The organism is Povalibacter uvarum, from assembly GCF_014202975.1.
GTDB lineage: Bacteria > Pseudomonadota > Gammaproteobacteria > Steroidobacterales > Steroidobacteraceae > Steroidobacter > Steroidobacter uvarum.
The window spans coordinates 452,610-474,039 of the sequence record NZ_JACHHZ010000002.1 but is presented as its reverse complement, the minus strand read 5'-3'; the positions used below and the strand labels follow the sequence as shown (position 1 = coordinate 474,039).

Annotated in this window: 24 protein-coding genes; 8 read left to right on the top strand and 16 right to left on the bottom strand. The window is 63.4% G+C overall.

Features of this window, described 5'->3' with window-relative positions; translation table 11 throughout:
* Positions 1-24: 24 nt before the first annotated feature.
* The 3 genes from panD to HNQ60_RS08315 are packed head-to-tail and all read left to right on the top strand — an operon-like array spanning position 25 to position 1,743.
* Positions 25-396 (top strand): aspartate 1-decarboxylase, encoded by a 372-nt coding sequence (gene panD / locus HNQ60_RS08325; protein WP_184330592.1) that lies wholly within the window; start codon positions 25-27, stop codon positions 394-396.
* Positions 397-400: 4 nt separating this feature from the next.
* Complete coding sequence (locus HNQ60_RS08320) at positions 401-1,051, top strand: DedA family protein (protein WP_184330590.1); 651 nt, start codon at positions 401-403, stop codon at positions 1,049-1,051.
* The gene (locus tag HNQ60_RS08315; RefSeq protein WP_221304100.1) at positions 1,048-1,743 is read left to right on the top strand and encodes a hypothetical protein; all 696 of its coding nucleotides are present in this window, start codon (positions 1,048-1,050) and stop codon (positions 1,741-1,743) included. The genes HNQ60_RS08320 and HNQ60_RS08315 overlap by 4 nt, the downstream gene beginning before the upstream one ends.
* A 160-nt stretch (positions 1,744-1,903) precedes the next feature.
* On the opposite strand, the gene ubiB is transcribed toward HNQ60_RS08315, so the two are convergent.
* The 3 genes from ubiB to ubiE all read right to left on the bottom strand — a co-directional run bounded on the left by ubiB (position 1,904) and on the right by ubiE (position 5,047).
* The gene (gene ubiB / locus HNQ60_RS08310; protein ID WP_184330587.1) at positions 1,904-3,541 is read right to left on the bottom strand and encodes a ubiquinone biosynthesis regulatory protein kinase UbiB; all 1,638 of its coding nucleotides are present in this window, start codon (positions 3,539-3,541) and stop codon (positions 1,904-1,906) included.
* A gap of 71 nt (positions 3,542-3,612) precedes the next feature.
* Complete coding sequence (locus HNQ60_RS08305; protein ID WP_184330584.1) at positions 3,613-4,209, bottom strand: ubiquinone biosynthesis accessory factor UbiJ; 597 nt, start codon at positions 4,207-4,209, stop codon at positions 3,613-3,615.
* A 67-nt stretch (positions 4,210-4,276) separates the two neighbouring features.
* Positions 4,277-5,047, bottom strand: coding sequence for a bifunctional demethylmenaquinone methyltransferase/2-methoxy-6-polyprenyl-1,4-benzoquinol methylase UbiE (gene ubiE / locus HNQ60_RS08300; protein WP_184330582.1), 771 nt, complete (start codon positions 5,045-5,047; stop codon positions 4,277-4,279).
* A gap of 20 nt (positions 5,048-5,067) precedes the next feature.
* Here ubiE and HNQ60_RS08295 point away from each other — a divergent pair, with 20 nt between their 5' ends.
* Positions 5,068-6,189, top strand: a complete 1,122-nt coding sequence (locus HNQ60_RS08295) for a saccharopine dehydrogenase family protein (protein WP_184330579.1) — start codon at positions 5,068-5,070, stop codon at positions 6,187-6,189.
* A 2-nt stretch (positions 6,190-6,191) separates the two neighbouring features.
* Here HNQ60_RS08295 and HNQ60_RS08290 read toward each other — a convergent pair whose 3' ends face one another.
* From HNQ60_RS08290 to HNQ60_RS08260, 7 genes are all read right to left on the bottom strand, one after another.
* A complete protein-coding gene (locus tag HNQ60_RS08290) occupies positions 6,192-6,560 on the bottom strand; it encodes a gamma-butyrobetaine hydroxylase-like domain-containing protein (protein ID WP_184330578.1) in 369 nt (122 codons plus the stop codon).
* Positions 6,561-6,585: 25 nt separating this feature from the next.
* A complete protein-coding gene (gene hslU / locus HNQ60_RS08285; protein ID WP_184330577.1) occupies positions 6,586-7,923 on the bottom strand; it encodes an ATP-dependent protease ATPase subunit HslU in 1,338 nt (445 codons plus the stop codon).
* Between the two features lie 95 nt (positions 7,924-8,018).
* A complete protein-coding gene (gene hslV / locus HNQ60_RS08280; protein WP_184330576.1) occupies positions 8,019-8,576 on the bottom strand; it encodes an ATP-dependent protease subunit HslV in 558 nt (185 codons plus the stop codon).
* A 115-nt stretch (positions 8,577-8,691) separates the two neighbouring features.
* Positions 8,692-9,594, bottom strand: a complete 903-nt coding sequence (gene xerC / locus HNQ60_RS08275; protein ID WP_184330574.1) for a tyrosine recombinase XerC — start codon at positions 9,592-9,594, stop codon at positions 8,692-8,694.
* 45 nt (positions 9,595-9,639) lie between these two features.
* Positions 9,640-10,344 carry a DUF484 family protein gene (locus tag HNQ60_RS08270; RefSeq protein WP_184330573.1) on the bottom strand — a complete coding sequence of 235 codons (705 nt, stop codon included), beginning with the start codon at positions 10,342-10,344 and terminating at the stop codon, positions 9,640-9,642.
* A gap of 112 nt (positions 10,345-10,456) precedes the next feature.
* Positions 10,457-11,281: a diaminopimelate epimerase gene (gene dapF / locus HNQ60_RS08265; RefSeq protein WP_184330572.1), complete on the bottom strand. Its 825-nt coding sequence runs from the start codon at positions 11,279-11,281 to the stop codon at positions 10,457-10,459.
* A gap of 15 nt (positions 11,282-11,296) precedes the next feature.
* Positions 11,297-11,728 carry a CoA-binding protein gene (locus HNQ60_RS08260; RefSeq protein ID WP_184330570.1) on the bottom strand — a complete coding sequence of 144 codons (432 nt, stop codon included), beginning with the start codon at positions 11,726-11,728 and terminating at the stop codon, positions 11,297-11,299.
* Positions 11,729-11,850: 122 nt separating this feature from the next.
* Between HNQ60_RS08260 and HNQ60_RS08255 the strand changes: the two genes are divergently transcribed.
* The gene (locus HNQ60_RS08255) at positions 11,851-12,492 is read left to right on the top strand and encodes a nucleotide-binding protein (RefSeq protein ID WP_184330569.1); all 642 of its coding nucleotides are present in this window, start codon (positions 11,851-11,853) and stop codon (positions 12,490-12,492) included.
* 93 nt (positions 12,493-12,585) lie between these two features.
* On the opposite strand, the gene HNQ60_RS08250 is transcribed toward HNQ60_RS08255, so the two are convergent.
* A complete protein-coding gene (locus HNQ60_RS08250; RefSeq protein ID WP_184330568.1) occupies positions 12,586-13,488 on the bottom strand; it encodes an NAD-dependent epimerase/dehydratase family protein in 903 nt (300 codons plus the stop codon).
* A gap of 89 nt (positions 13,489-13,577) precedes the next feature.
* On the opposite strand from HNQ60_RS08250, the gene HNQ60_RS08245 reads away from it, so the two are divergent.
* The 3 genes from HNQ60_RS08245 to HNQ60_RS08235 all read left to right on the top strand — a co-directional run bounded on the left by HNQ60_RS08245 (position 13,578) and on the right by HNQ60_RS08235 (position 16,261).
* The gene (locus HNQ60_RS08245; protein ID WP_184330566.1) at positions 13,578-14,099 is read left to right on the top strand and encodes a GbsR/MarR family transcriptional regulator; all 522 of its coding nucleotides are present in this window, start codon (positions 13,578-13,580) and stop codon (positions 14,097-14,099) included.
* Positions 14,100-14,197: 98 nt separating this feature from the next.
* Positions 14,198-14,836: a DUF4166 domain-containing protein gene (locus tag HNQ60_RS08240; RefSeq protein WP_184330565.1), complete on the top strand. Its 639-nt coding sequence runs from the start codon at positions 14,198-14,200 to the stop codon at positions 14,834-14,836.
* Positions 14,837-14,848: 12 nt separating this feature from the next.
* Positions 14,849-16,261, top strand: a complete 1,413-nt coding sequence (locus tag HNQ60_RS08235; RefSeq protein WP_184330563.1) for a TIGR01777 family oxidoreductase — start codon at positions 14,849-14,851, stop codon at positions 16,259-16,261.
* Here the strand turns inward: HNQ60_RS08235 and HNQ60_RS08230 are convergent.
* The 5 genes from HNQ60_RS08230 to hemC form a co-directional block, all read right to left on the bottom strand.
* A complete protein-coding gene (locus HNQ60_RS08230; RefSeq protein WP_184330562.1) occupies positions 16,222-17,298 on the bottom strand; it encodes a 2Fe-2S iron-sulfur cluster-binding protein in 1,077 nt (358 codons plus the stop codon). The genes HNQ60_RS08235 and HNQ60_RS08230 overlap by 40 nt on opposite strands.
* A gap of 57 nt (positions 17,299-17,355) precedes the next feature.
* Positions 17,356-18,597, bottom strand: a complete 1,242-nt coding sequence (locus HNQ60_RS08225; RefSeq protein WP_184330561.1) for a heme biosynthesis HemY N-terminal domain-containing protein — start codon at positions 18,595-18,597, stop codon at positions 17,356-17,358.
* Entirely contained in the window at positions 18,594-19,583 is a 990-nt protein-coding gene (locus tag HNQ60_RS27840; protein WP_184330560.1) for a uroporphyrinogen-III C-methyltransferase, read from the bottom strand. Before HNQ60_RS27840 ends, HNQ60_RS08225 begins: the two co-directional genes overlap by 4 nt.
* Before the next feature lie 135 nt (positions 19,584-19,718).
* Positions 19,719-20,489 (bottom strand): uroporphyrinogen-III synthase, encoded by a 771-nt coding sequence (locus HNQ60_RS08215; RefSeq protein ID WP_184330559.1) that lies wholly within the window; start codon positions 20,487-20,489, stop codon positions 19,719-19,721.
* Positions 20,486-21,430 (bottom strand): hydroxymethylbilane synthase, encoded by a 945-nt coding sequence (gene hemC, locus HNQ60_RS08210; protein ID WP_184330557.1) that lies wholly within the window; start codon positions 21,428-21,430, stop codon positions 20,486-20,488. The genes HNQ60_RS08215 and hemC overlap by 4 nt, the downstream gene beginning before the upstream one ends.

The following is a 21,430-nucleotide window of genomic DNA, read 5'->3' as shown; positions in this document are numbered from 1 at the left end:
CTTTTCCACAGGCGGTTCCGATCCATGCTCCTGACTCTGCTCCAGGCCAAGCTCCACCGGGTGCGCGTGACGCAAGCCGATCTCGACTACGAAGGCTCGTGCGGCATCGACGAGGGGCTGCTCGATGCGTCCGGTCTTCGCGTCAATCAGTACATCGAGCTGTACAACGTTTCGAATGGCGAGCGCTTCTCGACCTACATCATCAAGGCGCCGCGCGGTTCAGGTGCGATCTCGCTGAATGGGGCGGCGGCCCGCAAGGCGATGGTCGGCGATCTGCTCATCATCTGTGCCTACTCGCAATACACCGAAGCGGAAGCAGAACGGCACGAGCCCGTGGTCGTGCTCGTGGATGAGCGTAATCAACCGCGACGCGCGCAGGTCAAAGGGGCAGCGTAGAGCTATGGAACTGATTCACTGGTTCATCGACTTCGTGTTGCATCTCGACCGTCATCTGACGGAGCTGGTGGTGCAGTATCACTTCTGGATCTACGCGATCCTGTTCCTCATCATCTTCTGCGAAACCGGGCTCGTGGTGACTCCGTTCCTGCCCGGTGACTCGCTGCTGTTCGCGGTCGGTGCGCTCGCCGCGATCGACAGCACTGGTACCCTGAATGCGGTGTGGCTGTGGCTGCTGCTGATGGTCGCCGCGATTCTCGGCAACGAGGTGAACTTCCGCATCGGGCGGGCGATCGGCCCGCGAGCGTTCAGCGGCAGTATCAAATGGATGAAGCAGGACTACCTGCTGCGCACACAGGCGTTCTATGAGAAACATGGCGGCAAGACGATCGTACTGTCGCGTTTCATCCCGATCATCCGCACGTTCGCGCCGTTCGTCGCCGGCGTCGGGATGATGCAGCGCCGCCGCTTTGCGGCTTACAACTTCGTCGGTGCATTCGCGTGGATGACGATCTTCATCTGGGGCGGATTCCTGTTCGGCAACGTGCCGATCATCAAGAACAACTTCGGCATCGTGACGATCGCGATCATCGTGATCTCCGTGGTGCCGGTCGTCTGGGGTCTGCTGAAGCCCGCGCCGAAGCAAGCGACATGACACAGATCGTCATCGATCGTCGTTTCAACGGGCCGCCCGACTCGGGCAATGGCGGCTACTCGACCGGCGCGATCGCCATTGCGATCGGCGAGCCGGTGAAGGTACGGCTGGTACAGCCCGTACCGATCGATCAGACGATCGACATCACGAGAATCGCCGACGATCGATGGGACGCTCATTCGAATGGCGTGCTGATTGCGACTGCAGCGATCAGCGATGTACAGACGCAGCCGCCGGCACCTTCATCGTGGGTCGAAGCGCTGGGCGCGTCGCATCACTACGTCGGCTTCGGCAAGCACGGCTTCCCGAGCTGCTTCGTATGCGGGCCCGATCGCGTGGAAGGTGATGGACTGCGGATCTTCCCGGGCTCGGTACCCGGCACCAATCAGCTCGCCGCGCCGTGGAAGCCCGACGCAGCGCTCGCCGATTCGCGCGGCAAGGTGCGACCGGAGTTCATCTGGGCCGCGCTCGATTGCCCCGGCTACTTCGCAACCTGCAGCCCGAATCCCGCGCTGCTCGGCGAACTCGCGGTTCGCATCGATCACCTGCCGAAAGCCGATGAGCCCTGCGTGGTGACAGGCTGGTCGATCGGCGTGGAGGGTCGCAAACACCGCGCAGGCACGGCGATCTTCGATGCGGATGGCGCTTGCTGCGCCGTCGGCGTTGCCACGTGGATCGAGCTGAAGAGATAAGAGGACGGAATTTCCACGGGGATCATGGGGAGCCACGGGGATGAATCCCGCATGAGAATCCGCGGAGACAGTTCTTTTTCATTGTCTTCCCCCGTGGATCCCCGTGTTCCCCGTGGAAAATCTTCTCCGGCTCTTCTCCGATTCCTCTCCGGCTCCTCTCCTATCTCCTGGAGTACCACAGCGAGACAAGACTGCCGACGACGAGCGCGATGCCCGGCCACACCGGATCGCGATGGAGTGCCAGCCAGAACAATCCGCCGAGCAGCGCGATGGCCGAGATGACAGTGATGTCCCGGCGACGGCCGTCCTCGCGAATTTCCTGGCGAAGCGTTTCGAGCTCCTTCGAGGCGACGGGCACGTTCAGTCGGCCATCGGATGCGCGCTGTACGACCTGTTGCAGCAACTGCGGAGCGGCACGCAGCGAATCGATCAATCCCGGCAGTTGCGCGCGGGTCTGCTTCATCATCGACTTCAGGCTGTAGCGCTCCTGCATCCATTGCCGCAGAAGAGGCTGTGCTGTTTCCCAGAGATCGAGATCCGGATAGAGCTGGCGGCCGACGCCTTCGATCTGCAGCAGCGTCTTCTGGATCAGCATCAGCTGCGGCTGCATCTGGGCATCGAAGCGCTGCGCTGCCTCGAACAGGCTGATCAGCACCTGGCCGAACGAAATCTCCCGCAGCGGCTTGTTCGCGATCGGCTCGCACACCGTGCGTACCGCGGACTCGAGTTCATCGACGCGAACGTGGGCGGGAATCCAGCCGGAATCGATGTGGAGCTGCGCGATCCGTCGGTAGTCGTGATCGAAGAACGCGAGGAAGTTCTCCGCGAGATAGTGCTGATCGCGCGGGTCGAGTGTTCCGACGATGCCGAAATCCACAGCCGCGTAACGCGGTTGCTGCGGATCATCGAGCAGCACGAAGATGTTGCCCGGGTGCATGTCGGCATGGAAGAAGTTGTGGCGGAACGCCTGCGTGAAGAAGATCTCCACGCCGTTCTCGGCGAGACGCTTGATGTTCGCGCCGCGCCGCTCGAGCTCGGGAATGTCGTTGATGAGCACTCCGTTCACGCGCTCCATCACCATGACGTTCTTGCGGCAATAATCCCAATAGACTTCGGGGACGTACAGCAGACGTGAGTCCGCGAAGTTGCGGCGGAGCTGTTGCGCGTTCGCGGCCTCGCGCATGAGATTCAGCTCATCGAGGATTGTTTTCTCGTACTCGCGCACCAGCTCGACTGGCCGCAGGCGATGTGCCTGCGACCAGTAACGGTTCGCGAGGCGCGCCAGCGCGAACATCACTTCGATATCGAGCTCGATCTGGTCCCGAATGCCCGGGCGTACGATCTTGACGACGACTTCCTTGCCGCTGCGCAGTTGCGCGGGATGCACCTGCGCGATCGTTGCGGCCGCGAGCGGCTTCTCATCGAAGCTCGCGAAGACTTCGCTCAGGGGTTTCTCGAACGCGGCTTCCGCGATCGCTTTGGCCCGCTCGCCAGGGAATGGCGGCACGCGATCCTGCAGCTTCTCCAGTTCATCCGCGATATCGCGCGGCAGCAGATCGCGTCGCGTCGACAGCGTCTGGCCGAACTTCATGAAGATCGGACCGAGCTCCTCGAGCGCCAGTCGCAAGCGAAGGGCCCGCGGCGTCGTGCGACTGCGGCGGAACCACGTGGCGGGCGACAGGTAGAAAGCAAAGCGCAGCGGCCGGAACAGGTGGGTCGCGAGAATGATCTCGTCGAGCCCGTGACGGACGAGAACACGCTGGATCTGCAGGAGGCGGCTGAGAACGCGAAGTCGCATGGGAATCGATCAGCGTGAGTCGGGCGTCGGATGCGCCGCGTCGGACATTGCGACGGTCATCGTGCCGTCGTTCACTTCTTTCTCCGGCCTTCGAGCAAGGCCAGCCTGGCTTCCAGACGATCCGCGTCCTCGCGCAGCTTGTCGACGCCGGCGATGAACTCATCCGCCTCGACGCGCGTCGGAATATCGCGGCCTTCTTCCTGCAGATACTCCGCGACGTTCTGCGCGAACGTGTCGGCGGTCCGGCGCCCGAACGCGAGCGCCGATCGCGCGAAGTTGCCGACCTGATGAGCGGCGACGTCGCCGATGACGCGCGAGAGTTCTTCTTCGAGATCCGGGCGGGCGTGCTTGAGCAGCTCGCTGAAGGTCTGTGCTACTTCGGCGTCACCCTCGATGTGAACCGCGCCTGTCTGCACGGCAGCTTCGGGCCGAGCGCCGGCGAGTTGCAGCAGCGAAAGCGGCGAGCCGGTCAGCGTTGCATTCGCCGGTTCCGACGCCGACGTGTCGAGTGCCATGCGCTCGCCGTCGCTGCGGAAGTGAATGCTGAGCGGCGTGCCGGAGAACCGGATCGCGAGATGCTTGCCCGTTAGGCGCCGGCACAGCCCCTGCGCCGTGGAGGACGCGAGGATGTTGCGATTGAGCGCGGATTCGAGCGGTGTCAAGCGCATCGGAAGAACTACTTTGTCATCCCCGCGCAGGCGGGGATCCATGCCTTGATCCGGATGGCCCGAGAGATCACAGCCGATATCCCCGATGCAGCGCCACGATGCCGCCGCTCAGGTTGTGATACCTGCAGTTGTCGAGTCCTGCTTCCTGCATCATCGCTACAAGTGCTTCCTGCTCGGGGAAGCGCCGGATGGATTCGGCGAGGTAGCGATAGCTGGCTTCGTCCTTCGCGACGACTTTTCCCAACCATGGCAATACCGAGAAGGAGTACGCGTCGTAGATCGGTTTCAATCCGGGCGCGACGGGGTGCGAGAACTCCAGGATGAGCAGCTGGCCGCCGGGCTTCAGTACTCGCGCCATCGAGCGCAGCGCGGCGGCCTTGTCCGTCACGTTGCGCAGGCCGAAGCCGATCGTGACGCAATCGAAGCTCGAATCCGGGAAGGGCAATCGCTCCGCGTTCGCGAGCGAGTAACGCACGTTGCCGACGACCCCCCGATTCGTGAGAGCGTCGCGCCCTTCGGCGAGCATCGCGGCATTGATGTCCGTCAGCAGCACGAGGCCGGTGCTGCCGACCTGCTGCGCCATGCCTGCGGCGATGTCGCCAGTTCCGCCTGCTACGTCGAGCGCACGCTGACCCGGACGCAGGCCCGTCTGTGAGAGCGTGAACCGTTTCCAGACCCGGTGGGCGCCGCCGGACATCAGGTCGTTCATCAGGTCATAGTTGCCTGCGACCGATTCGAAAACAGCCCGCACGCGCGCCGCTTTTTCGGTCTTCGGAACCTCCTGGTAACCGAAGTCGGTAGTATCCGCCGGGTTGCGGTTGTCGCCGTTCGTGTTCATGAGAGACGGGCATTGTAGCCATGACCGGGAAGCCGGCCTATCGAATTCTGGTTCTCGGCGGGTACGGGAATTTTGGAGCACGCATCGTCAGGGCGCTGGCGATGGAGGAATGTCATCTGCTCGTCGCGGGCCGCGATGAGCGTCGAGCGCGGGAGTTCGCAGCCGGCCCGGGAGGCAAAGCGGCGACACTCCAAGGGATAGCCCTCGATACGCACGATCCACAACTTGCGGCCCGACTGGCAGCGCTTCGCGTCGATCTGGTGATCCACACCGCCGGTCCCTTCCAGGGCCAATCAAGGGAAGTCGCGCAGGCGTGCATCGAAGCGCGTGCCCACTACATTGATCTTGCCGACGGAAGGGAGTTCGTCTGCGGCATCGGCGCACTCGATGCCGCTGCCCGCGAGCGTGGCGTGCTCGTGGTCAGCGGCGCCAGCACTGTGCCGGCGTTGTCAGCCGCGGTCGTGGATCGATTTCGCGACCGCTTCGATTCGATCGACAGCATCGCCATCGGCATCACGCCCGGAAATCGGACACCGCGCGGTCTCTCGACGGTGCAGTCCGTGCTGAGCTATTGCGGCAGGCCGTTCAAGCGTTGGGAGAAAGGCGCGTGGCGCGATGTGTACGGCTGGCAGGACCAGCATCGCGTGTTCTATCCGGAACTCGGATGGCGCTGGTTCGGGAACTGCGATGTCCCGGATCTGTCCCTGTTTCCGCAACGCTACAGCGTGAAGGATCGCGTGCGGTTTCACGCCGGCCTCGAACTGGCGGTGATTCAGTGGCCACTCTGGCTCATGTCGTGGCTGGCGCGGTGGCACATCGTCAAGAGTTGGGCTCCGGCCGCGAAGTGGCTGCGTGACGCGAGCGACTGGCTTCTGCCTTTCGGCTCAGATGCCGGTGGCATGCACGTGGATATCGAGGGAATCGCGGAGGGCCGCGAACTGCGGCTGCGATGGATGCTCACGGCGCTGGAAGGTCACGGTCCCGAGATCCCATGCATCGCCGCAATCGTGATCGCGCGCAAACTGATGAGCGGCCGGCTCACTCGCGCTGGAGCTACGCCTTGTCTCGATCTGATGACGCTGGATGAATTCGACGCCGCGGTCAGCGGACTGAATATCCGGTGGACGATCGAAGCGCCGTAGGTTCAGCGGCGCGGAGCCGGTGTAGGATGGGGAATCCCAAGATCTTTCAGGCGCGCGAGATAATTCGCCCACTTCTGCTCGCGCTCCCGACCGAGCTCATGCAGATAGCTCCACGTGTAAAGGCCGGTGTCGTGGCCGTCATCGAACACGAGGCGAACCGCGTAGTTTCCAATCGGCTCCGCGGCCTTGATACCGACCTCATGCTTGCCCACCTGCAACGTCTCCTGCCCCGGTCCGTGCCCACGCACCTCGGCTGAAGGCGAATACACACGCAGATACTCGAAGGGTAGTTCGAACGACGAACCGTCGTCGAAGGTGACTTCGAGCAGGCGGGATTTGGTGCGAAGCTTGAGGGACGTGGGGTGGGGCATGGATTCCTGGCTCGTCGCTACCTGCTCAGAGAATGTACCTCGTCAGATCCTCATCCTTCACCAGTTCGCCGAGATACTTGTCGACGTAAGTGGCATCGACCGTGACGCTCGCGCCGTTGCGATCGGCGGCGTCGAAGGAGAGGGTTTCGAGGAGTCGTTCGAGCACGGTGTGCAGCCGGCGGGCACCGATGTTCTCCGTGCGTTCGTTGACCTGGAAGGCGACTTCGGCGAGACGGCGCACGCCGCTGTCGGCGAAGTCGAGATTCACGCCTTCCGTTGCGAGCAATGCCTTGTACTGGGTGCAGAGAGAGGCATCCGGCTCGGTGAGGATGCGGATGAAATCTTCGACCTTCAGCGCCTGCAGCTCGACGCGAATCGGAAAGCGGCCCTGCAGCTCCGGAATCAGGTCCGATGGCTTCGACATGTGGAACGCGCCGGACGCGATGAACAGGATGTGATCCGTCTTCACCATGCCGTGCTTGGTGCTCACGGTGCTGCCTTCGACCAGCGGCAGCAGGTCGCGCTGCACGCCTTCGCGGCTCACGTCGGCGCCATGCGTTTCCTGGCGTCGCGCGATCTTGTCGATCTCATCGATGAAGACGATGCCGTTCTGCTCGGCGTTCTGCAGCGCCTGCAGCTTCAGCTCTTCCTCGTTGATCATCCTCGCGGCTTCTTCGTCGGTCAGCAGCTTGAAGGCTTCGCGCACTTTCACCTTGCGCATCTTCGTGCGGCTGCCGCCGAGATTGGCGAACATGCCCTGCAGCTGTTGCGTGAGATCTTCCATGCCGGCCGGCGCCATGATTTCGACACCCATCGGCAGCGCACGCACTTCGATCTCGATCTCGCGATCATCGAGCTGGCCTTCACGCAGCATCTTGCGGAATTTCTGTCGCGTCTCCTGATCCCGCGGCGGCGATTCGGGTTCCGGCGCGAAGCCCAGCGACTTCGGCCGCGGCAACAACGCGTCCAGGACCCGATCCTCCGCGGCATCCATCGCGCGGTGCCGGACTTTCTCGACTTCGACTTCGCGCGTCATCTTCACCGCGACGTCCATCAGGTCCTTGATGATCGAGTCGACCTCGCGGCCGACATAGCCGACCTCGGTGAACTTCGTGGCTTCAACCTTGATGAACGGTGCGCGCGCAAGCTTCGCGAGCCGTCGTGCAATTTCGGTCTTGCCGACACCGGTCGGGCCGATCATGAGGATGTTCTTCGGCGTGATCTCGGAACGCAGCGCTTCGGGCACCTGCATGCGCCGCCATCGATTGCGCAAAGCGATGGCAACAGAGCGCTTGGCATCGCCCTGTCCAACGATGTGCTTGTCGAGTTCTTGAACGATTTCTCGGGGGGTCATGGATGACATAGGAAGAAGAAGCGGTTGGCGGTTGGCGGTTAGCGGTTCGTCAGAAGAAATCAGGGGCATCGTTCCGGTTCGGCAGTTCTGTTCTGAACCAACCGCTAACCGCCAACCGCTAACCGCTTCTCCGAAAGCTCTTCGATCGTGAGATTTCTGTTTGTATAGATGCAGATGTCCGCCGCAATGTTCAGAGATTTTTCGACGACATTGCGTGCGTCGAGTTCCGTGTTCTGCATCAGGGCGCGTGCCGCGGAGAGGGCGTAAGAGCCGCCGGAGCCGATGGCCATGATGTCGTCCTCGGGTTCGATGACATCGCCGTTGCCGGAGATGATGAACGAGCTCTTGGTGTCGGCGACGCAGAGCAGTGCTTCGAGCCGGCGCAGGCTCCGATCAGAACGCCAGTCCTTTGCGAGCTCGATCGCACCGCGAGTCAGATTCCCGTATTGCTGAAGTTTCGCTTCGAAGCGCTCGAAGAGCGTGAAGGCATCGGCGGTTCCGCCAGCGAATCCGGCGAGCACCTTGCCTTCGTGCAGCCGCCGCACCTTGCGGGCGTTGCCCTTCATCACAGTGTTACCGAGCGACACTTGTCCGTCGCCGCCGATGACCACTGTGCCGCCGCGACGGACCGAAAGAATCGTTGTGCCTTCGAATTGGTTCATGAGGAGCCAGAGGTTTTACACGGAGTTCACGCAGATTAGAGCAGAAGGAAGCCTGACAGAATCCTTGATTTCCGATCTCTGCCTCCGTGCTCTCCTTGCTCTCCGCGTGAAACTCTTAAGATTTACGCCGCGCGCGCGGATGAGCCTGATCGTAGATTTTGGCTAGATGCTGGAAATCAAGGTGCGTGTACACCTGCGTCGTCGAAATATTGGCGTGACCGAGCAATTCCTGCACGGCGCGCAGATCCTGGCTCGATTCGAGCAGATGGGTCGCGAAGGAGTGCCGGAACATGTGCGGGTGCATATGAATGCCCAGGCCCTGGCGCTTCGCCCAGCGCTCGATGCGGACCTGGATGGAACGTTGTTGCAGGCGCCCGCCGCGTTGAGAGACGAACATCGCCGCTTCGCCAGGTGCGGCAAGCGCGCTGCGTTCACCGAGCCAGATGGTGATCGCCTGCACAGCGTATCGACCCACGGGAACCATGCGGGTCTTGTTGCCCTTGCCGGTGACCCGAACGGTGCGGTCGCGCAGATCGACGTCGGCGAGGTCGAGTCCGACGAGCTCGGACAAGCGCAGTCCCGACGAGTAGAACAACTCCATGATCGCCTTGTCGCGGACGCTCAGCTCGTCATCCGTTCGGAAGGTGAGCAGGCGCGCCATCTGATCCGCGTCCACCGTCTGCGGAAGACGTTTGCGCGCTTTGGGCGCCTGAACTTCGCTCGCGGGGTTCGACTTCAGCACGGATTCGCGCAGCAGGAAATTGCAGAAGCTGCGCAGGGCCGACAAGCGGCGCTGGATCGTTCGCGGTGACTGGCCGCGACGGAACTCACTGGCGGCGAAGGTCCGGACGTGCTGACTGTCGACGCGCACCCAGTCGTCGATGCCGTTCTTCGTGCAGTACTGCGCGAACAGCTCGAGATCGCGACGATAGTTGACGTCCGTGTGCGACGAGAGACGACGCTCGGACGAAAGATGCGTCAGGAAGCGGGGAAGCCAGGCGAGAGCGGAATCGAGCATGAGAGGAGGCCAGCTGGCTGGCCGTCGCTCGCTGCCAGCGAGCGACTACGCTCCCACCGCTTCGCTGACGAGATCGCCGATCCGTGCAAGGAATTCGGTGCTCATCCCGGGATGGAAGCGATCCGTGTCCGGGCTGCCGATCGCGAGCAGGCCCGCGGATGTTTGCGGGCCCAGCGGAACCAGCGCCGCGGAGCCGATCTCCACGCTGCCGGTGCCGAACAGGAAGTCGCGCTGGCTGTCGCGGATCTGGCCGCAGCGCGGCTTGCCCGACGCGAAGAGCGTTTCGAACATTTTCAGTTCGGCCGCGGTCGGATCGACGACGCGAAGGTGGCGGCTCGTGACGCCATGCAACCCGGATTCGGCCGAGGGCGCCAGGACGATCAGCCATTCGGAGGCGCCGAAGTCTTCGCGCAGGGAGGACTCGAGCGCGTCGATGACGCCCGCTGCATTGCGGGCCCGGATCAGGCGTCGCGAAAGCTTGTGGATCTTGTCGGCGAGCGAGTCGTTGTCGCGCGCGACGGCGATGAGGTCATGCAGGTGCGATTCGAGCTTGTCGTGCTTCTCGCGCAGGACCGATACCTGTCGTTCGACCAGCGAGACCGTCGATCCGCCTTTGCCGTGAGGCAGCTTGAGTCGGCCGAGGAGGCCGGAGTGGCGCTCAAAGAAATCCGGGTTGTGCTGGAGATACTCCGCAATGACTTCCTCGGGGAGGGAGTCGACTTCGACACCGCGGACTGTTTGCTTGCTCATGGCACCTCGTGAACGGGTTCCCCGTCGCCAGTTGGCCGCTGCCGGCCTGAATAGAATCGTCGCTCGGCCAGGTTCTTCGGGCGGTCAACCGCCAACGGCGGACCGGCCCTTTTCAAAGCGTCACTGTCCCTTCGAATACCGTGATCGCCGGGCCCGTCATCCATAGATGCTCACCCGGGCCGGGCCAGCGGATCACCAGTCGTCCGCCGAGCGCATCGACCGTCACCTCTTCATCGAGCAGACCGAGTCTGCGTCCGACAGCGACGGCGGCGCAGGCACCTGTACCGCAAGCGAGCGTCTCTCCGACGCCGCGCTCGAACACCCGTAGGCGAATGTGCGTGCGGCTCACGACTTCCAGGAACCCGACGTTGGTCCGGTTCGCGAAACGCGGGTGATTCTCTACCGCCGGACCGAGCGTGTCCACGGGCGCTTCGCTCACCGACGGCACGCGCATCACTGCATGCGGGTTGCCCATCGAGACTGCGCTGATCTGCAGTTCCGATTCGCCGACACGCAACGGATAGACATCCGCTTCCCGAGTCGCGTCGAAGCCGACCGCGGCGGGCGTGAAATCCGGAATGCCCATGTCCACGGAGACGAGTCCGTCTTTCCGCAACTGCACATCGACGCGGCCGCCGAGGCTGTCCATGTGCAGATCCTGTCGTGCCAGCTTCTCGGCCACGAGCTTCCCGACGCAGCGTGCGCCATTGCCGCACTGTTCTACTTCGGAACCGTCGGCGTTGAAGATCCGGTAGTAGACGTCTGTGTCCTTCGCGCGCGGCGGGAGCAGGACGAGCGCCTGATCGAAACCGATCCCGGTGCGGCGGTCGGCCAGCTGTTTCAGTGCCGCGCCATCGGGGACTGCATCATCGGAGGGCGCATCGAAAACGATGAAGTCGTTTCCGAGGCCATGCATTTTGGTGAAGCGCAGAAGCATGGGGGAAGAATAGCATCACCCCATCCTCATCCTCTCCACCTTGATGCACTTGTCCATCACGACGGCGATGCCAGCAGTACGAGCACGCTCCGCTGCCTTCTCATCGATCACACCGAGCTGCAGCCATAGCGCGGGAAGACCAAGGCGAATGCAGTCGTCGACCACTTGCGGCACGTGCTGTGGTTGCCTGAAGACATCGACGATGTCGACCTGTTCGCCAGGACCGAGCGCATCCGACAGATGGTCGAGGTCGGGGACCGCCCGAATGCCTTCCCAGACGGCGAGCGCGGGATTGACCGGGATGATGCGGTAACCGTAGTCGAGAAGCGTGGAGGCCACTTCGTAGCTGGGGCGTTGCGGGTTATCCGAGAGGCCGACGACTGCGATCGTGCGAGCGGCGCGAAGCAGGGCTGCGATGTCGCCGGGCGGCGGATTCGCGAAGGCCATGACGGGTCTCCTGCGTGGACATTTCCACGGCGTCACCTTAACGTAGCCGGCGGAAAAAGGCTCTTTGAACAATAACAACCGCCCACAAAGACATCGCCTGCCGATCGCGAAGCGAGGATTTCATGCGCCATGTGATGGTTATGAATTCGAAGGGGGGCTGCGGCAAGAGCACGCTCGCCACGAACGTCGCTGCCTGGTTTGCCGGCGAGGGATACAAGGTCGCGATCGCCGACTACGACCCGCAGCGCACGAGCCTCGACTGGCTTGCGATGCGTCCGGACGATCTGCCGAAGATCACGGGCGTACCGGCGTACGACGACGGCGTACGCGGCGTTGCCCGGGACACCGAAGTGCTCGTCATCGACGCGCCTGCCCGGACTCACGGATCAGAGATGAACGAGCTCGTGCGTCGTGCCGAAACGATCCTCGTGCCGGTGATGCCGTCGCCGATCGACATGAAGGCGTGCGCGCATTTCATGGGCGAGCTGCTCGAGCTGGGGAAAGTTCAGCGCGAACAGGCGCGGCTCGCGGTCGTTGCGAATCGCGTCCGAGAGAACACCCTCATGTTCGAAGAGCTCGATACATATCTCGGCAAACTGAAAGTGCCGTATCTCGCTTCGCTGCGGCAGTCGACCAACTACCTGCGCGCTTTCCAGCGCGGCATGGGGATTTTCGAGCTGCCTGAGTACCTGGCCCGGCCCGACTGGGAGCAGTGGGCACCGATCACCAAATGGTTGGGAAGCAAGCGCAGTCAGCCGGGTTAGAAAGTTCTCGTCATTCCCGCGCAGGCGGGAATCCATTCCCGTGGCCGATCAGATGGACACCCGCGTTCGCGGGTGTGACGCTGACCTTCCGCCTCATTCCCGCGCGGGCGCCTTTTCTTCCTCCAGGCTCTGCCGGATTCCTTCGTCGATATTCCCGTAGCGCAACTGCACGCCCAGATGCTTCAGCATCCGCTCGTTGCTCACGCGACGGGATTCGTGCAGGAATGACAGCCGCTCGGGGCTGAAGGTCAGTTGCGCTTCATCCATCGAGACCCGCGGTGCTTGCGGCAAGCCGGCCAACGCGGAGACGCGATCGAGGAAGTCCGTGGCGCTGCAGGAGTTGCCGTCGGTGATGTTGTAGACGCCGCGCGCCTCCGTGTTCAAGGCAGCCGCGACGCAGGCGGCAACCAGATCGTCGACGTGGATGCGATTGCTGATCCCCGCATCGTCGGGATGCAACGTCGGCTCGCGCTTGCGCAATCTTTCGAGCGGCAGGCGCCCGGGACCGTAGATCCCTGGCACCCGTAGGACGATTCGCCGCACGCGCCGCTCCGTGCACCAGACGCGAGTCATTTCTTCAGCGCTCACTCTGCGTCGCGCGCGATCCGTTAGCGGCTGGATCAGGCTGCTTTCGTCGACGGGTGCGCCGTCGGTATCGCCATAGACGCCCGTCGTGCTCATGTAGACGAATGCGCGCGGCGGCACTGTCGCGAGTTGCAGGAAACGATCGAGCCGCAGGTCGCTCTCTCCGGCGGGAGGAGGCGGGGCGAGATAGAAAATCGCGGCCTGCTCCAGTTTCTCGGGGATCCACGCGCCCAGGCGCACGCGGTCGAGGTCCACAGCGACCGTCGCAATGCCGGCCGCATTGAGTTCGGCGGCGCGATCGGACGACCGGACGACCGCCGTTATGTCATGTACGGCCGACAGTTTTCGCGCCAGGCGCTCGCCCACGTAGCCGCATCCAACGATCAGCGAATGAGGCCGGCCGCTAGTCATGCCGGGTACGCACTGCGCGCATTGACAGTCATCCCACTCTTTCCGTAAATTTCAGACATTCCTGAAATAACCGTTTTTCCAGACCACTCATGAAGCTCACCCCCACCATTCAGCGCTGCGTCCTGCATTGGGGCGAGATGGGGAGCCGCTGGGGCGTCAGCCGCTCGGTCGCACAGATTCATGCATTGCTGTTTCTGTCCCCGGAACCGCTGACCGCCGACGGCATCGCCGAGACCCTTGCGATCGCCCGCTCGAACGTCAGCGTGAGTCTCAAGGAACTGCAGACCTGGGACCTCGTCAGCATTACCCACGTCATCGGCGATCGCCGCGACTATTTCCTGGCCCGCAAGGATATCTGGGAAGTGCTGACCACCATCATGGATGGCCGCAAGCGCCGCGAGATCGATCCGACGGTGCAGATGCTGCGCGACTGCGCGCAGGAAGCAAAGCGTGATACCGAAACGCCCGACCAGGTGAAGGAGCGTATCGCGACCATGCTCGAATTTCTCGAAGAGATGACCGGGTGGTACGACCAGATCCGCAGCATGCCGCGCCCCACGCTGCTCAAGCTGATGCGCATGGGGACGCGGGTCGCGAAGATCGTGGGCTAGGCGTTTTTTTCGCGCCGGGTTTCAGATTTTCCTGAAATTACGGACGCCGGCGGAACGGGAGAGGCGACGAGTCGAGTCGAAGAAGAAGAGGCCACGCCATGGGTATCGCAATCCTTCAGGACGCCCGGGACTGGGCAGCAGGCAAAGCCAGCGGTCGCAGGCCGGATTTCCGGAAGCTGCTGGGAGACGCAGCCTGGAACCGATTGCCCGCAGCCGTGCAGGCGCGCTTCGGCGATGACGCTCATGCGGACGCCGCCACGATCTATCAGGGCCGCGCCAGAGTTCACGCATCGGTTTGCGGTCGTGCCCTTGCACACTTGTGCCGGTTGATCGGTACTCCGGTGGCGCCGCTCGTCGGCAACGACGTTCCGATGCACGTGCGCGTGTACGAATCGGAGGCAGGCGTCGTGTGGGAACGGCGTTACGAATTTCCCGATCATCCCATCGTCGTGCGCTCCACCAAGCAACTCGATGATGACGGCTTGCTGGTCGAGTGTCTCAATGCGGGATTGCACATGCGGTTGCGGGTTTTCGAGCAGCAGGGCGAATTGCACTTCGTGAGCACGGGCTACTTCTTCCGCGCCGGGCCGCTGCGTTTCGATCTGCCGGAATGGTTCCTGCCGGGAGAGACTCATGTCGTGCACGAGGATCTCGGCGACGGCAACTTTCGCTTCGCGATGACGACCGACCATCGCTGGTTCGGTCGCATGTTCGATCAGGACGGCGTGTTTCATTGACGAGGTCGCGCCATGAACATCGGTCAGCTCTTTGCATCCTTCAGTTCTCTGCGCCCGGCGCGCTGGCAGCGACACCCGCTCCTTGCGGGTACGCGTACTGAAGCGCGCACGCTGCTGGTCACGGGAGCAACGGGCTTCATCGGACGGCATCTTTGCCGCCATCTGATCGCCTCGGGCGATCGGGTCATCGTGCTGACCCGCAATCGACGTCGCGCGGACGATCTCTACGGTCCGCATGTGAGCGTCTGCACTTCGCTCTATGAGATCGAGAGCACGACGTGCATCGACGCCATCGTGAATCTCGCGGGCGAGCCGATCTTCGATCGCGCATGGTCGAAGCGGCGGCGGGAGGTGCTGATCGAAAGCAGGCTCGACATCACGCAGAAACTCATCGATCTGATCGCGCGACTCGATCGCAAACCCGAGGTGCTCATCAGCGCTTCGGCTGTTGGCTACTACGGTGTGCGAGGCGACGAAGAGCTGACGGAAGCCCACCGTGGACAGACCGTCTTCCAGTCGCAGCTCTGTCAGGTGTGGGAATTGGCCGCGCAGCGTGCGGAAGCTTACGGTGTGCGCGTGTGTCGCCTTCGCTTCGGCGTCGTGCTCGGTAAGGACGGGGGCGCGCTACCACAACAGGCGTTGGCCGCACGATGCGGTGCTTGCACCGTGATGGGCGGCGGGGATCAATGGCTCTCGTGGATCCACATCAAGGACGCTGTGCGATTGATCGAACACTGCGTCGCTCATGACGCCATCAGCGGCGCTGTGAACGCAACGGCACCTGCGCCGGTTCGCCAGCATGAGTTCGCCAAGACGTTGGGCGAAGTGTTCGGTCCCGGCCTGACGCTGCGGGTGCCTGCGAATCTTCTGCGATTCGCACTGGGTGAACGAGCGCAGCTGCTCGTCGATGGCCAGAGAGTGATCCCGATGTATGCCGAGTGCTCGGGTTTCGAGTTCCAGTATCCGCAGCTGGGGGGCGCTCTCGGCGATCTGTACGGGCAGCCCGCACCGGAGCCAGCGGACGTTCTCTACGACGCGCTCTGCCCGGTCTGCGACACGGAGATGAGGACGTACTGTCGTCTGGCGACTCGCAATGGCCGTGCGTGGCGATTCGACGACGTCTCGTTGCGCACGGATCTGATCGCGAGCTACCGCCTTGATCTCGCCACGGCACGCAAACGCGTCTATGTGCTGAGCAAGGCAGGCGAGATGCTCAGCGGAATGGATGCACTCAACGCAGTCTGGTCGGGTCTGCCGGGGTGGCGCGTACTCGCGTGGGTATTGCGGCTTCCGGTCGTGAAGCCGGCGGCAGCCGCGTTCTATGATTTCGTGCTCGCGCCGATCATCTGGCACTGGAATCAGCGCCGGCGTGCGATTCGCGCGACTCAGGAAGACGGAGTGTTGTCAGGCGAGCGGATCGTCTGACGCAACTTCTCGAGAGCATCCGGCGCGAAGTCGAAGGAATCGAAGAAGAGCTGGTTCGCGGGCAGGCCCTGGCTGACGAATTGATGCCGGATGGTTTCCACCATCACTGGCGGGCCGCTCGCGTAGACATCGAAGTCGGCGAGTTGCGGATGATCTTCGTGAGCCGCCGCATGAATCCACCCCGTGCGGCCTTGCCATTCATCCACGGCGTTCGGTGCCGACAGGACGGGTGTGTAGGTGAGGTTGGGGTATCGCTGCGTCATCTCGCGCAGCATCGCGTCTTCATAGAGATCGGCCCGCGTCTGCGCGCCCCAGTAAAGATGCAGCGGACGACGATCGCCACGCTCGAGGAGGTGGCGCAGCATCGCGCGCAACGGCGCGTAGCCGGTGCCACCGCCGATGAGTAGCGCCGGCCGCGGCGACTCTTCGCGGAACCAGAATTGACCGAGCGGTCCTTCGATGCGCAGCAATGTCTTTTCCTTCATTCCCGTGAAGAGCTGCTGAGTGAACTCGCCGCCCGCGACGCGGCGGATATGCAGTTCGATGAACTCGGCGTCGTGCGGCGGATTCGCAATCGAGAAACTGCGCCGCCGGTTCTGCGGCAGCATGATGTCGAGATACTGACCCGCGACGAACGTGAACGTCTCCGTTGAGGGCAATCGCAGGAACACAGCCATGACGCCTGGCGCGAGTGCCTGCATGTGCTCGATGCGGCACGGCAGACTCTGGATGCGCTCTTCCGGCGTCGGCGGCCGGATCTCGCGAATCTCGACACTCAGCTCCGGGCTGGCGGCGTGCGCCTGGCACAACAGGATGTAGCCTGCCCGAGCTTCGTCCGGCGTAATACCCAGAGGTTGAATGCCCGGATAGCGAACATCGCCCGACACGATCCGTGCACGGCAGGACGCGCAATGGCCGCCCTTGCAGCTATGCGGCAGATTCAGCCCGGCGCGCAACGCTGCATCGAGAATGGTCTCGCCTTCCTCGACCGAGAGGACTTGTTGCGATGGCAGCAGGGTCAGGCGGGTGTAAGACATGAGGTGATGGAGTGACGAGGTCAGTGAGTTGCGCGGGCCTCGTCACCGACGTCAGCTTCAGTTCCTCCTCCTGTCTGCTTGCCGTCGATCGACCCAGCGCCGGGCGCGGATCTTCGGCATCGCGGCGCGGCGACCGACTGCATGTGCGAGCGCGTCCGTGAGCGCCTTGATTGCGCGATCGCGTTCACCGAGTTGCTCGAACAGATTGGCAAGCAATTGCCAGGCTTCGAGCCTCGGACGGATCGCGATGCTCGTTTCGAGATAGCTGCGCGCTTTGCCGTAGAGCTCGGCACGGATCGAATGTCGCGCGCAGGTGAAGAGCAGGGCCGCATCTTCGCTGTGCTCTGGAAGCCATTGCTCGGCTCGTTCGAGCGTCACGAGCGGCTCGTCGGTGTCGAGCTCGCCATAAGCGAGCACGGCGGCTTCGTCCCATTGGCGGCCGAGGAACTTCCGCAGCTCTGTTTCCGCAAGCTCGACTTCGTCGCAAGCGGCGGCCGCACGAGCGTAAGCGACGACAATCTCGGCTCGCTGCGCCAACGACTTCGGCAGCTCCTTCCAGGCCTGCGCGAGCGCCTTTGAATCGTTCGCGCGGCCCGCTGCCTGCAGGCGATCCAGGTAGATCTGCGCGACCGTTTCATCCACGAACGCCGCTGTCACGCCCCGGGTCGTGCGCAACTTCGGTTCGAGCCCCTGAAGCTTTTCCCAATCGCCGATCTGTCGAAGGATCCGGGCGGTCAGCATCGTGCCGCGCACACTGCTCTCACCTCCTGCTTCGAGCTGATGGAGGGTTTCCAGCGCCGCCTGGAACTGCTTGTGCTTCAGATGCATCTCCGCCTGCATGATCAAGGCGGGCGAACGACGATCCGCCGAGACTTCGAGCGCCTTCGCGATCAGTTCGTCGCGGCGTTGTGTGGCACCCTGAAGATCTGCTGCGCGCGCCGCTACCAGATAGTGAGCAGCAGGCGACTCTGCATCGCGCGCCGAGTTGACCAGCGTCTGCTCCGAGGCGGACCACTCGCCCTCTGACATTTCGAGAAGGCCGCGGGCGAGGCTGCGGCGAGCCCGATCCTGCCGGCGTTGCTCCTGGCCTTCGCGCCACAGCCGCCGGGCATTGATGAGCTTCCACACCCAGCGGACGAGGAAGAATGCGGTGATTGCGAGCAGGACGAACGTGATCGCCGACATCTCGATCACATGGCCGGCGAAGCGGATCGCGACGTAACCGGGATCGGCGAGCAACAGGTGCGCGAGCAACGCACCGCAGATCAGCGCGATCGCGATGTAGATGCCCGTCTTCATTGCGAGTTACGTCGCGCGGGCAGCAGTCGCTGCAGCGCCCGCGAGGAGCCCGAGACATCGGGCAGCGGCGGATCGATGTTGATCGGCTCGAGCGCCTGCACATCCTTCGCCAGCGCTTCCGCGGCGGGATCGGTCAGATCGAAGAACTCACCCAGCCACTGACGAGCACCGGCAAGCGCGCTGCGGTAGGCCGTGTTGTCGTGACGAACGACCGCTGCTCTGGCGGAGTAGAGAAGCAACTGCAGGTGCTGGCGCCGCAGCGACTGCTCTTCGAGCGTGATGACATTGCCGCCACGCGAGTCGATCTTGCGAACAGAGACCAGGCCGGCAAAGGTGTTGCGGACGACGGCCCAGGCACGTGCGAAGAAGCCCTCGGGCAACGTGGTGACACGTGTCGTTCTTTCGACCGCGACGATGCCGAGCACAGGCGCCGAGGCGGCCCGCTCTTCGGCATCGGTCAGCCGAGCGAGAATGCCCGTGATGTCCGGCCGGCGCACTTGGCGCAGCGCCTGTATCTCGCGGGCGATCTGCTGACGAACATCCGTGAGTGACGCATCGCGCAGCGAAGCCAGTCGCGAATCGGCCGCTTCGAGCGCGACGATGGCGGTATCGATATCGCGATCGAGGGTCAGCCGTCGCTGAGCCAGCTCCATGAGGAAATACGCTTCAGCGCGCGACCATGCCCGCTCCGGTCCTTCGGCGCGCCCTCGCAGCTCTTCCAGCGCGTTCCCAAATTCCTGGAGTTGTTTCGGCGCCTCGCTCAGCGCGGCGAGCCGCTCCTCGATCGACCGGCGCGCGAGCTGTTCGCGTTCCGTGAGCGCGCGGACCTCGGCTTGAAGGACTTCTCGACCCGATTCCAGCTGTGCGACCTGGCGATTCAGGTCATCGACGCGATCCCGCGTGCTGTCGAGTCGCCACAGTGCATACCCGCCAATGGCGAAGCCAAGAACGGCAACGGCCGTGGTGAAACGGCTGAACGAACGCACGCGGCGAACGGGTGCGGCAGGAAGACCGGAAGAAGCAGTGTCTGGAAGGTTCTCAGCCATGGGCGTGGCGGGTCGTGTCAGGCGGGCAAGTATGGCAGTAGGGCCTGCAACGCGCCAAATACGGGACCCGGATGGTCAGGGCGTTCGGGCCCTCGCGTGCCACAGGGACAACGCGCCTACGATGGAGGAATCGTCCGCGCCCGCAGCGACGATGCATTCCCCAACCAATCCCATTTCCGCGGCGGCCTCGCAGACCCGGGGGCTGGGAACGACCAGCGGTGTTGTTCGAAGCAGCTCCACGCTTCGTTCGCTCAACAGCAGCTTCAGGTTTGCGAGGGTCTCGACACTGGTGGCCGTTACGGCGTTGATTTCCCCGGCAAGCCAGCGCGCATCGAGTTCGTCGCGCAGGCTCTCATCGATGACGGGGAGCGCGCGCTCGTAGACATCCAATGTCTCGACGATGAACCCGGAGGTGCTGAAGGTCTGCTGCAGCAATTCGCGTCCGCCGGCGCCTCGAACGATCAGTACCCGCGATCCGGGTTGCAGCGTCAGTTGCGGATGCGCCAGCAGCGCTTCGCTGGTGAAGCCGCGTTCCGGAACGATGTCGACGGCGATATCGATTGCCGCGAGCGCCGTGGCAGTGGTCTTGCCGATTGCAGCGATGCGCGTCGTCTCGCCGCGGACGATCAGGCGCGCTCCATGCTCGACGGCATTGACGCTGACGAAGACGACGAGGTCGTACGTCCCGGCGACCGTCGCGACCAGCGGCCTGATCTGGATGGCGGGAAGAACGAAAGCTTCGCCGCTCAATGCGCGGATGCGGTCTGCAAGGACATCACTCTGCGGTTGCGGGCGTGTGACCAGCACCGACAAGCCGCTGAGCGGCGGAATCACGGCAGGAATCAATTCGTCCCCGCTTGAGCAGACCGAGCCCGTTGTTCCGCGAGCAGCACGTCCGCGCCGGCTGAGAGCAGACGATCCGCAAGCTGGATGCCGATCTCGACTGGATCGACGCCCTGCACTGTGCCGCGATACAGGGTGCCCCCATCTTCGGAGCCTACGACGCCACGAAGAACGAGCTCCGCGCCTCTCGCTTCCGCATAGCCCGCGATCGGTGATTGGCAGCTTCCCTGCAAGCGCAACGCGAATGCGCGTTCGGCCTCGCAGCAGCGCCGCGACACGGCGTCGTCCAGCGCGCCGGCGAGCCGCAGGCTTCGTTCATCGTTGCTGCGGCACTCAATGCCGACGATCCCCTGGCCGACAGCGGGGAGTGAATGATCGAAGTCGATGTAGTGCGTGATGCGATCGGCGAATCCGAGCCGGATGAGGCCGGCGGCGGCGAGAATGATCGCGTCGTACTGTTCTTCATCGAGCTTGCGCAGCCGCGTGTCCACGTTGCCGCGCAGAGGGATGACTTCGAGATCCGGCCGAATCGCCTTCAACTGGCACTGTCGCCGCAGGCTGGAGGTTCCTACGCGCGCTCCCTGAGGCAGCGATCGATAGTTGCTGAACCGGCGCGACACGAATGCGTCTCGCGCATCAGCGCGCGGCAGCATTGCGGCGAGGCTCATTCCCGGCGGCAGCTCGCTCGGCACGTCCTTCATGGAGTGCACGGCGATATCCGCACGATTCTCCTCGATGGCGATTTCCAGTTCCTTTATGAAGAGACCCTTGCCGCCGACCTGCGCGAGCGGACGATCGAGCACGCGATCGCCCTGCGTGGTCATCGGCACGAGCACTACGTTCACGTTGGGGTGGGCTTCGCGCAGTCGCGCGGCGACGTGCTCGGCCTGCCAGAGCGCGAGTCGGCTCTGGCGAGTTGCAATTCTCAAGGGGCTGTCGGTCAT

Excerpts from the sequence above, each read along its gene's own strand:
- ubiB (WP_184330587.1), bottom strand. The coding sequence starts at position 3,541 with ATGCGACTTCGCGTTCTCAGCCGCCTCCTGCAGATCCAGCGTGTTCTC.
- ubiE (WP_184330582.1), bottom strand. The coding sequence starts at position 5,047 with ATGAACACGAACGGCGACAACCGCAACCCGGCGGATACTACCGACTTC.
- HNQ60_RS08315 (WP_221304100.1), top strand. The coding sequence starts at position 1,048 with ATGACACAGATCGTCATCGATCGTCGTTTCAACGGGCCGCCCGACTCG.
- HNQ60_RS08295 (WP_184330579.1), top strand. The coding sequence starts at position 5,068 with ATGACCGGGAAGCCGGCCTATCGAATTCTGGTTCTCGGCGGGTACGGG.
- xerC (WP_184330574.1), bottom strand. The coding sequence starts at position 9,594 with ATGCTCGATTCCGCTCTCGCCTGGCTTCCCCGCTTCCTGACGCATCTT.
- HNQ60_RS08235 (WP_184330563.1), top strand. The coding sequence starts at position 14,849 with ATGAACATCGGTCAGCTCTTTGCATCCTTCAGTTCTCTGCGCCCGGCG.
- HNQ60_RS08255 (WP_184330569.1), top strand. The coding sequence starts at position 11,851 with ATGCGCCATGTGATGGTTATGAATTCGAAGGGGGGCTGCGGCAAGAGC.
- hslV (WP_184330576.1), bottom strand. The coding sequence starts at position 8,576 with ATGAACCAATTCGAAGGCACAACGATTCTTTCGGTCCGTCGCGGCGGC.
- dapF (WP_184330572.1), bottom strand. The coding sequence starts at position 11,281 with ATGCTTCTGCGCTTCACCAAAATGCATGGCCTCGGAAACGACTTCATC.
- hemC (WP_184330557.1), bottom strand. The coding sequence starts at position 21,430 with ATGACCGACAGCCCCTTGAGAATTGCAACTCGCCAGAGCCGACTCGCG.
- HNQ60_RS08305 (WP_184330584.1), bottom strand. The coding sequence starts at position 4,209 with ATGCGCTTGACACCGCTCGAATCCGCGCTCAATCGCAACATCCTCGCG.
- HNQ60_RS08260 (WP_184330570.1), bottom strand. The coding sequence starts at position 11,728 with ATGGCCTTCGCGAATCCGCCGCCCGGCGACATCGCAGCCCTGCTTCGC.
- HNQ60_RS08270 (WP_184330573.1), bottom strand. The coding sequence starts at position 10,344 with ATGAGCAAGCAAACAGTCCGCGGTGTCGAAGTCGACTCCCTCCCCGAG.
- panD (WP_184330592.1), top strand. The coding sequence starts at position 25 with ATGCTCCTGACTCTGCTCCAGGCCAAGCTCCACCGGGTGCGCGTGACG.
- hslU (WP_184330577.1), bottom strand. The coding sequence starts at position 7,923 with ATGTCATCCATGACCCCCCGAGAAATCGTTCAAGAACTCGACAAGCAC.
- HNQ60_RS08240 (WP_184330565.1), top strand. The coding sequence starts at position 14,198 with ATGGGTATCGCAATCCTTCAGGACGCCCGGGACTGGGCAGCAGGCAAA.
- HNQ60_RS08290 (WP_184330578.1), bottom strand. The coding sequence starts at position 6,560 with ATGCCCCACCCCACGTCCCTCAAGCTTCGCACCAAATCCCGCCTGCTC.
- HNQ60_RS08245 (WP_184330566.1), top strand. The coding sequence starts at position 13,578 with ATGAAGCTCACCCCCACCATTCAGCGCTGCGTCCTGCATTGGGGCGAG.
- HNQ60_RS08225 (WP_184330561.1), bottom strand. The coding sequence starts at position 18,597 with ATGAAGACGGGCATCTACATCGCGATCGCGCTGATCTGCGGTGCGTTG.
- HNQ60_RS08320 (WP_184330590.1), top strand. The coding sequence starts at position 401 with ATGGAACTGATTCACTGGTTCATCGACTTCGTGTTGCATCTCGACCGT.
- HNQ60_RS08230 (WP_184330562.1), bottom strand. The coding sequence starts at position 17,298 with ATGTCTTACACCCGCCTGACCCTGCTGCCATCGCAACAAGTCCTCTCG.
- HNQ60_RS08250 (WP_184330568.1), bottom strand. The coding sequence starts at position 13,488 with ATGACTAGCGGCCGGCCTCATTCGCTGATCGTTGGATGCGGCTACGTG.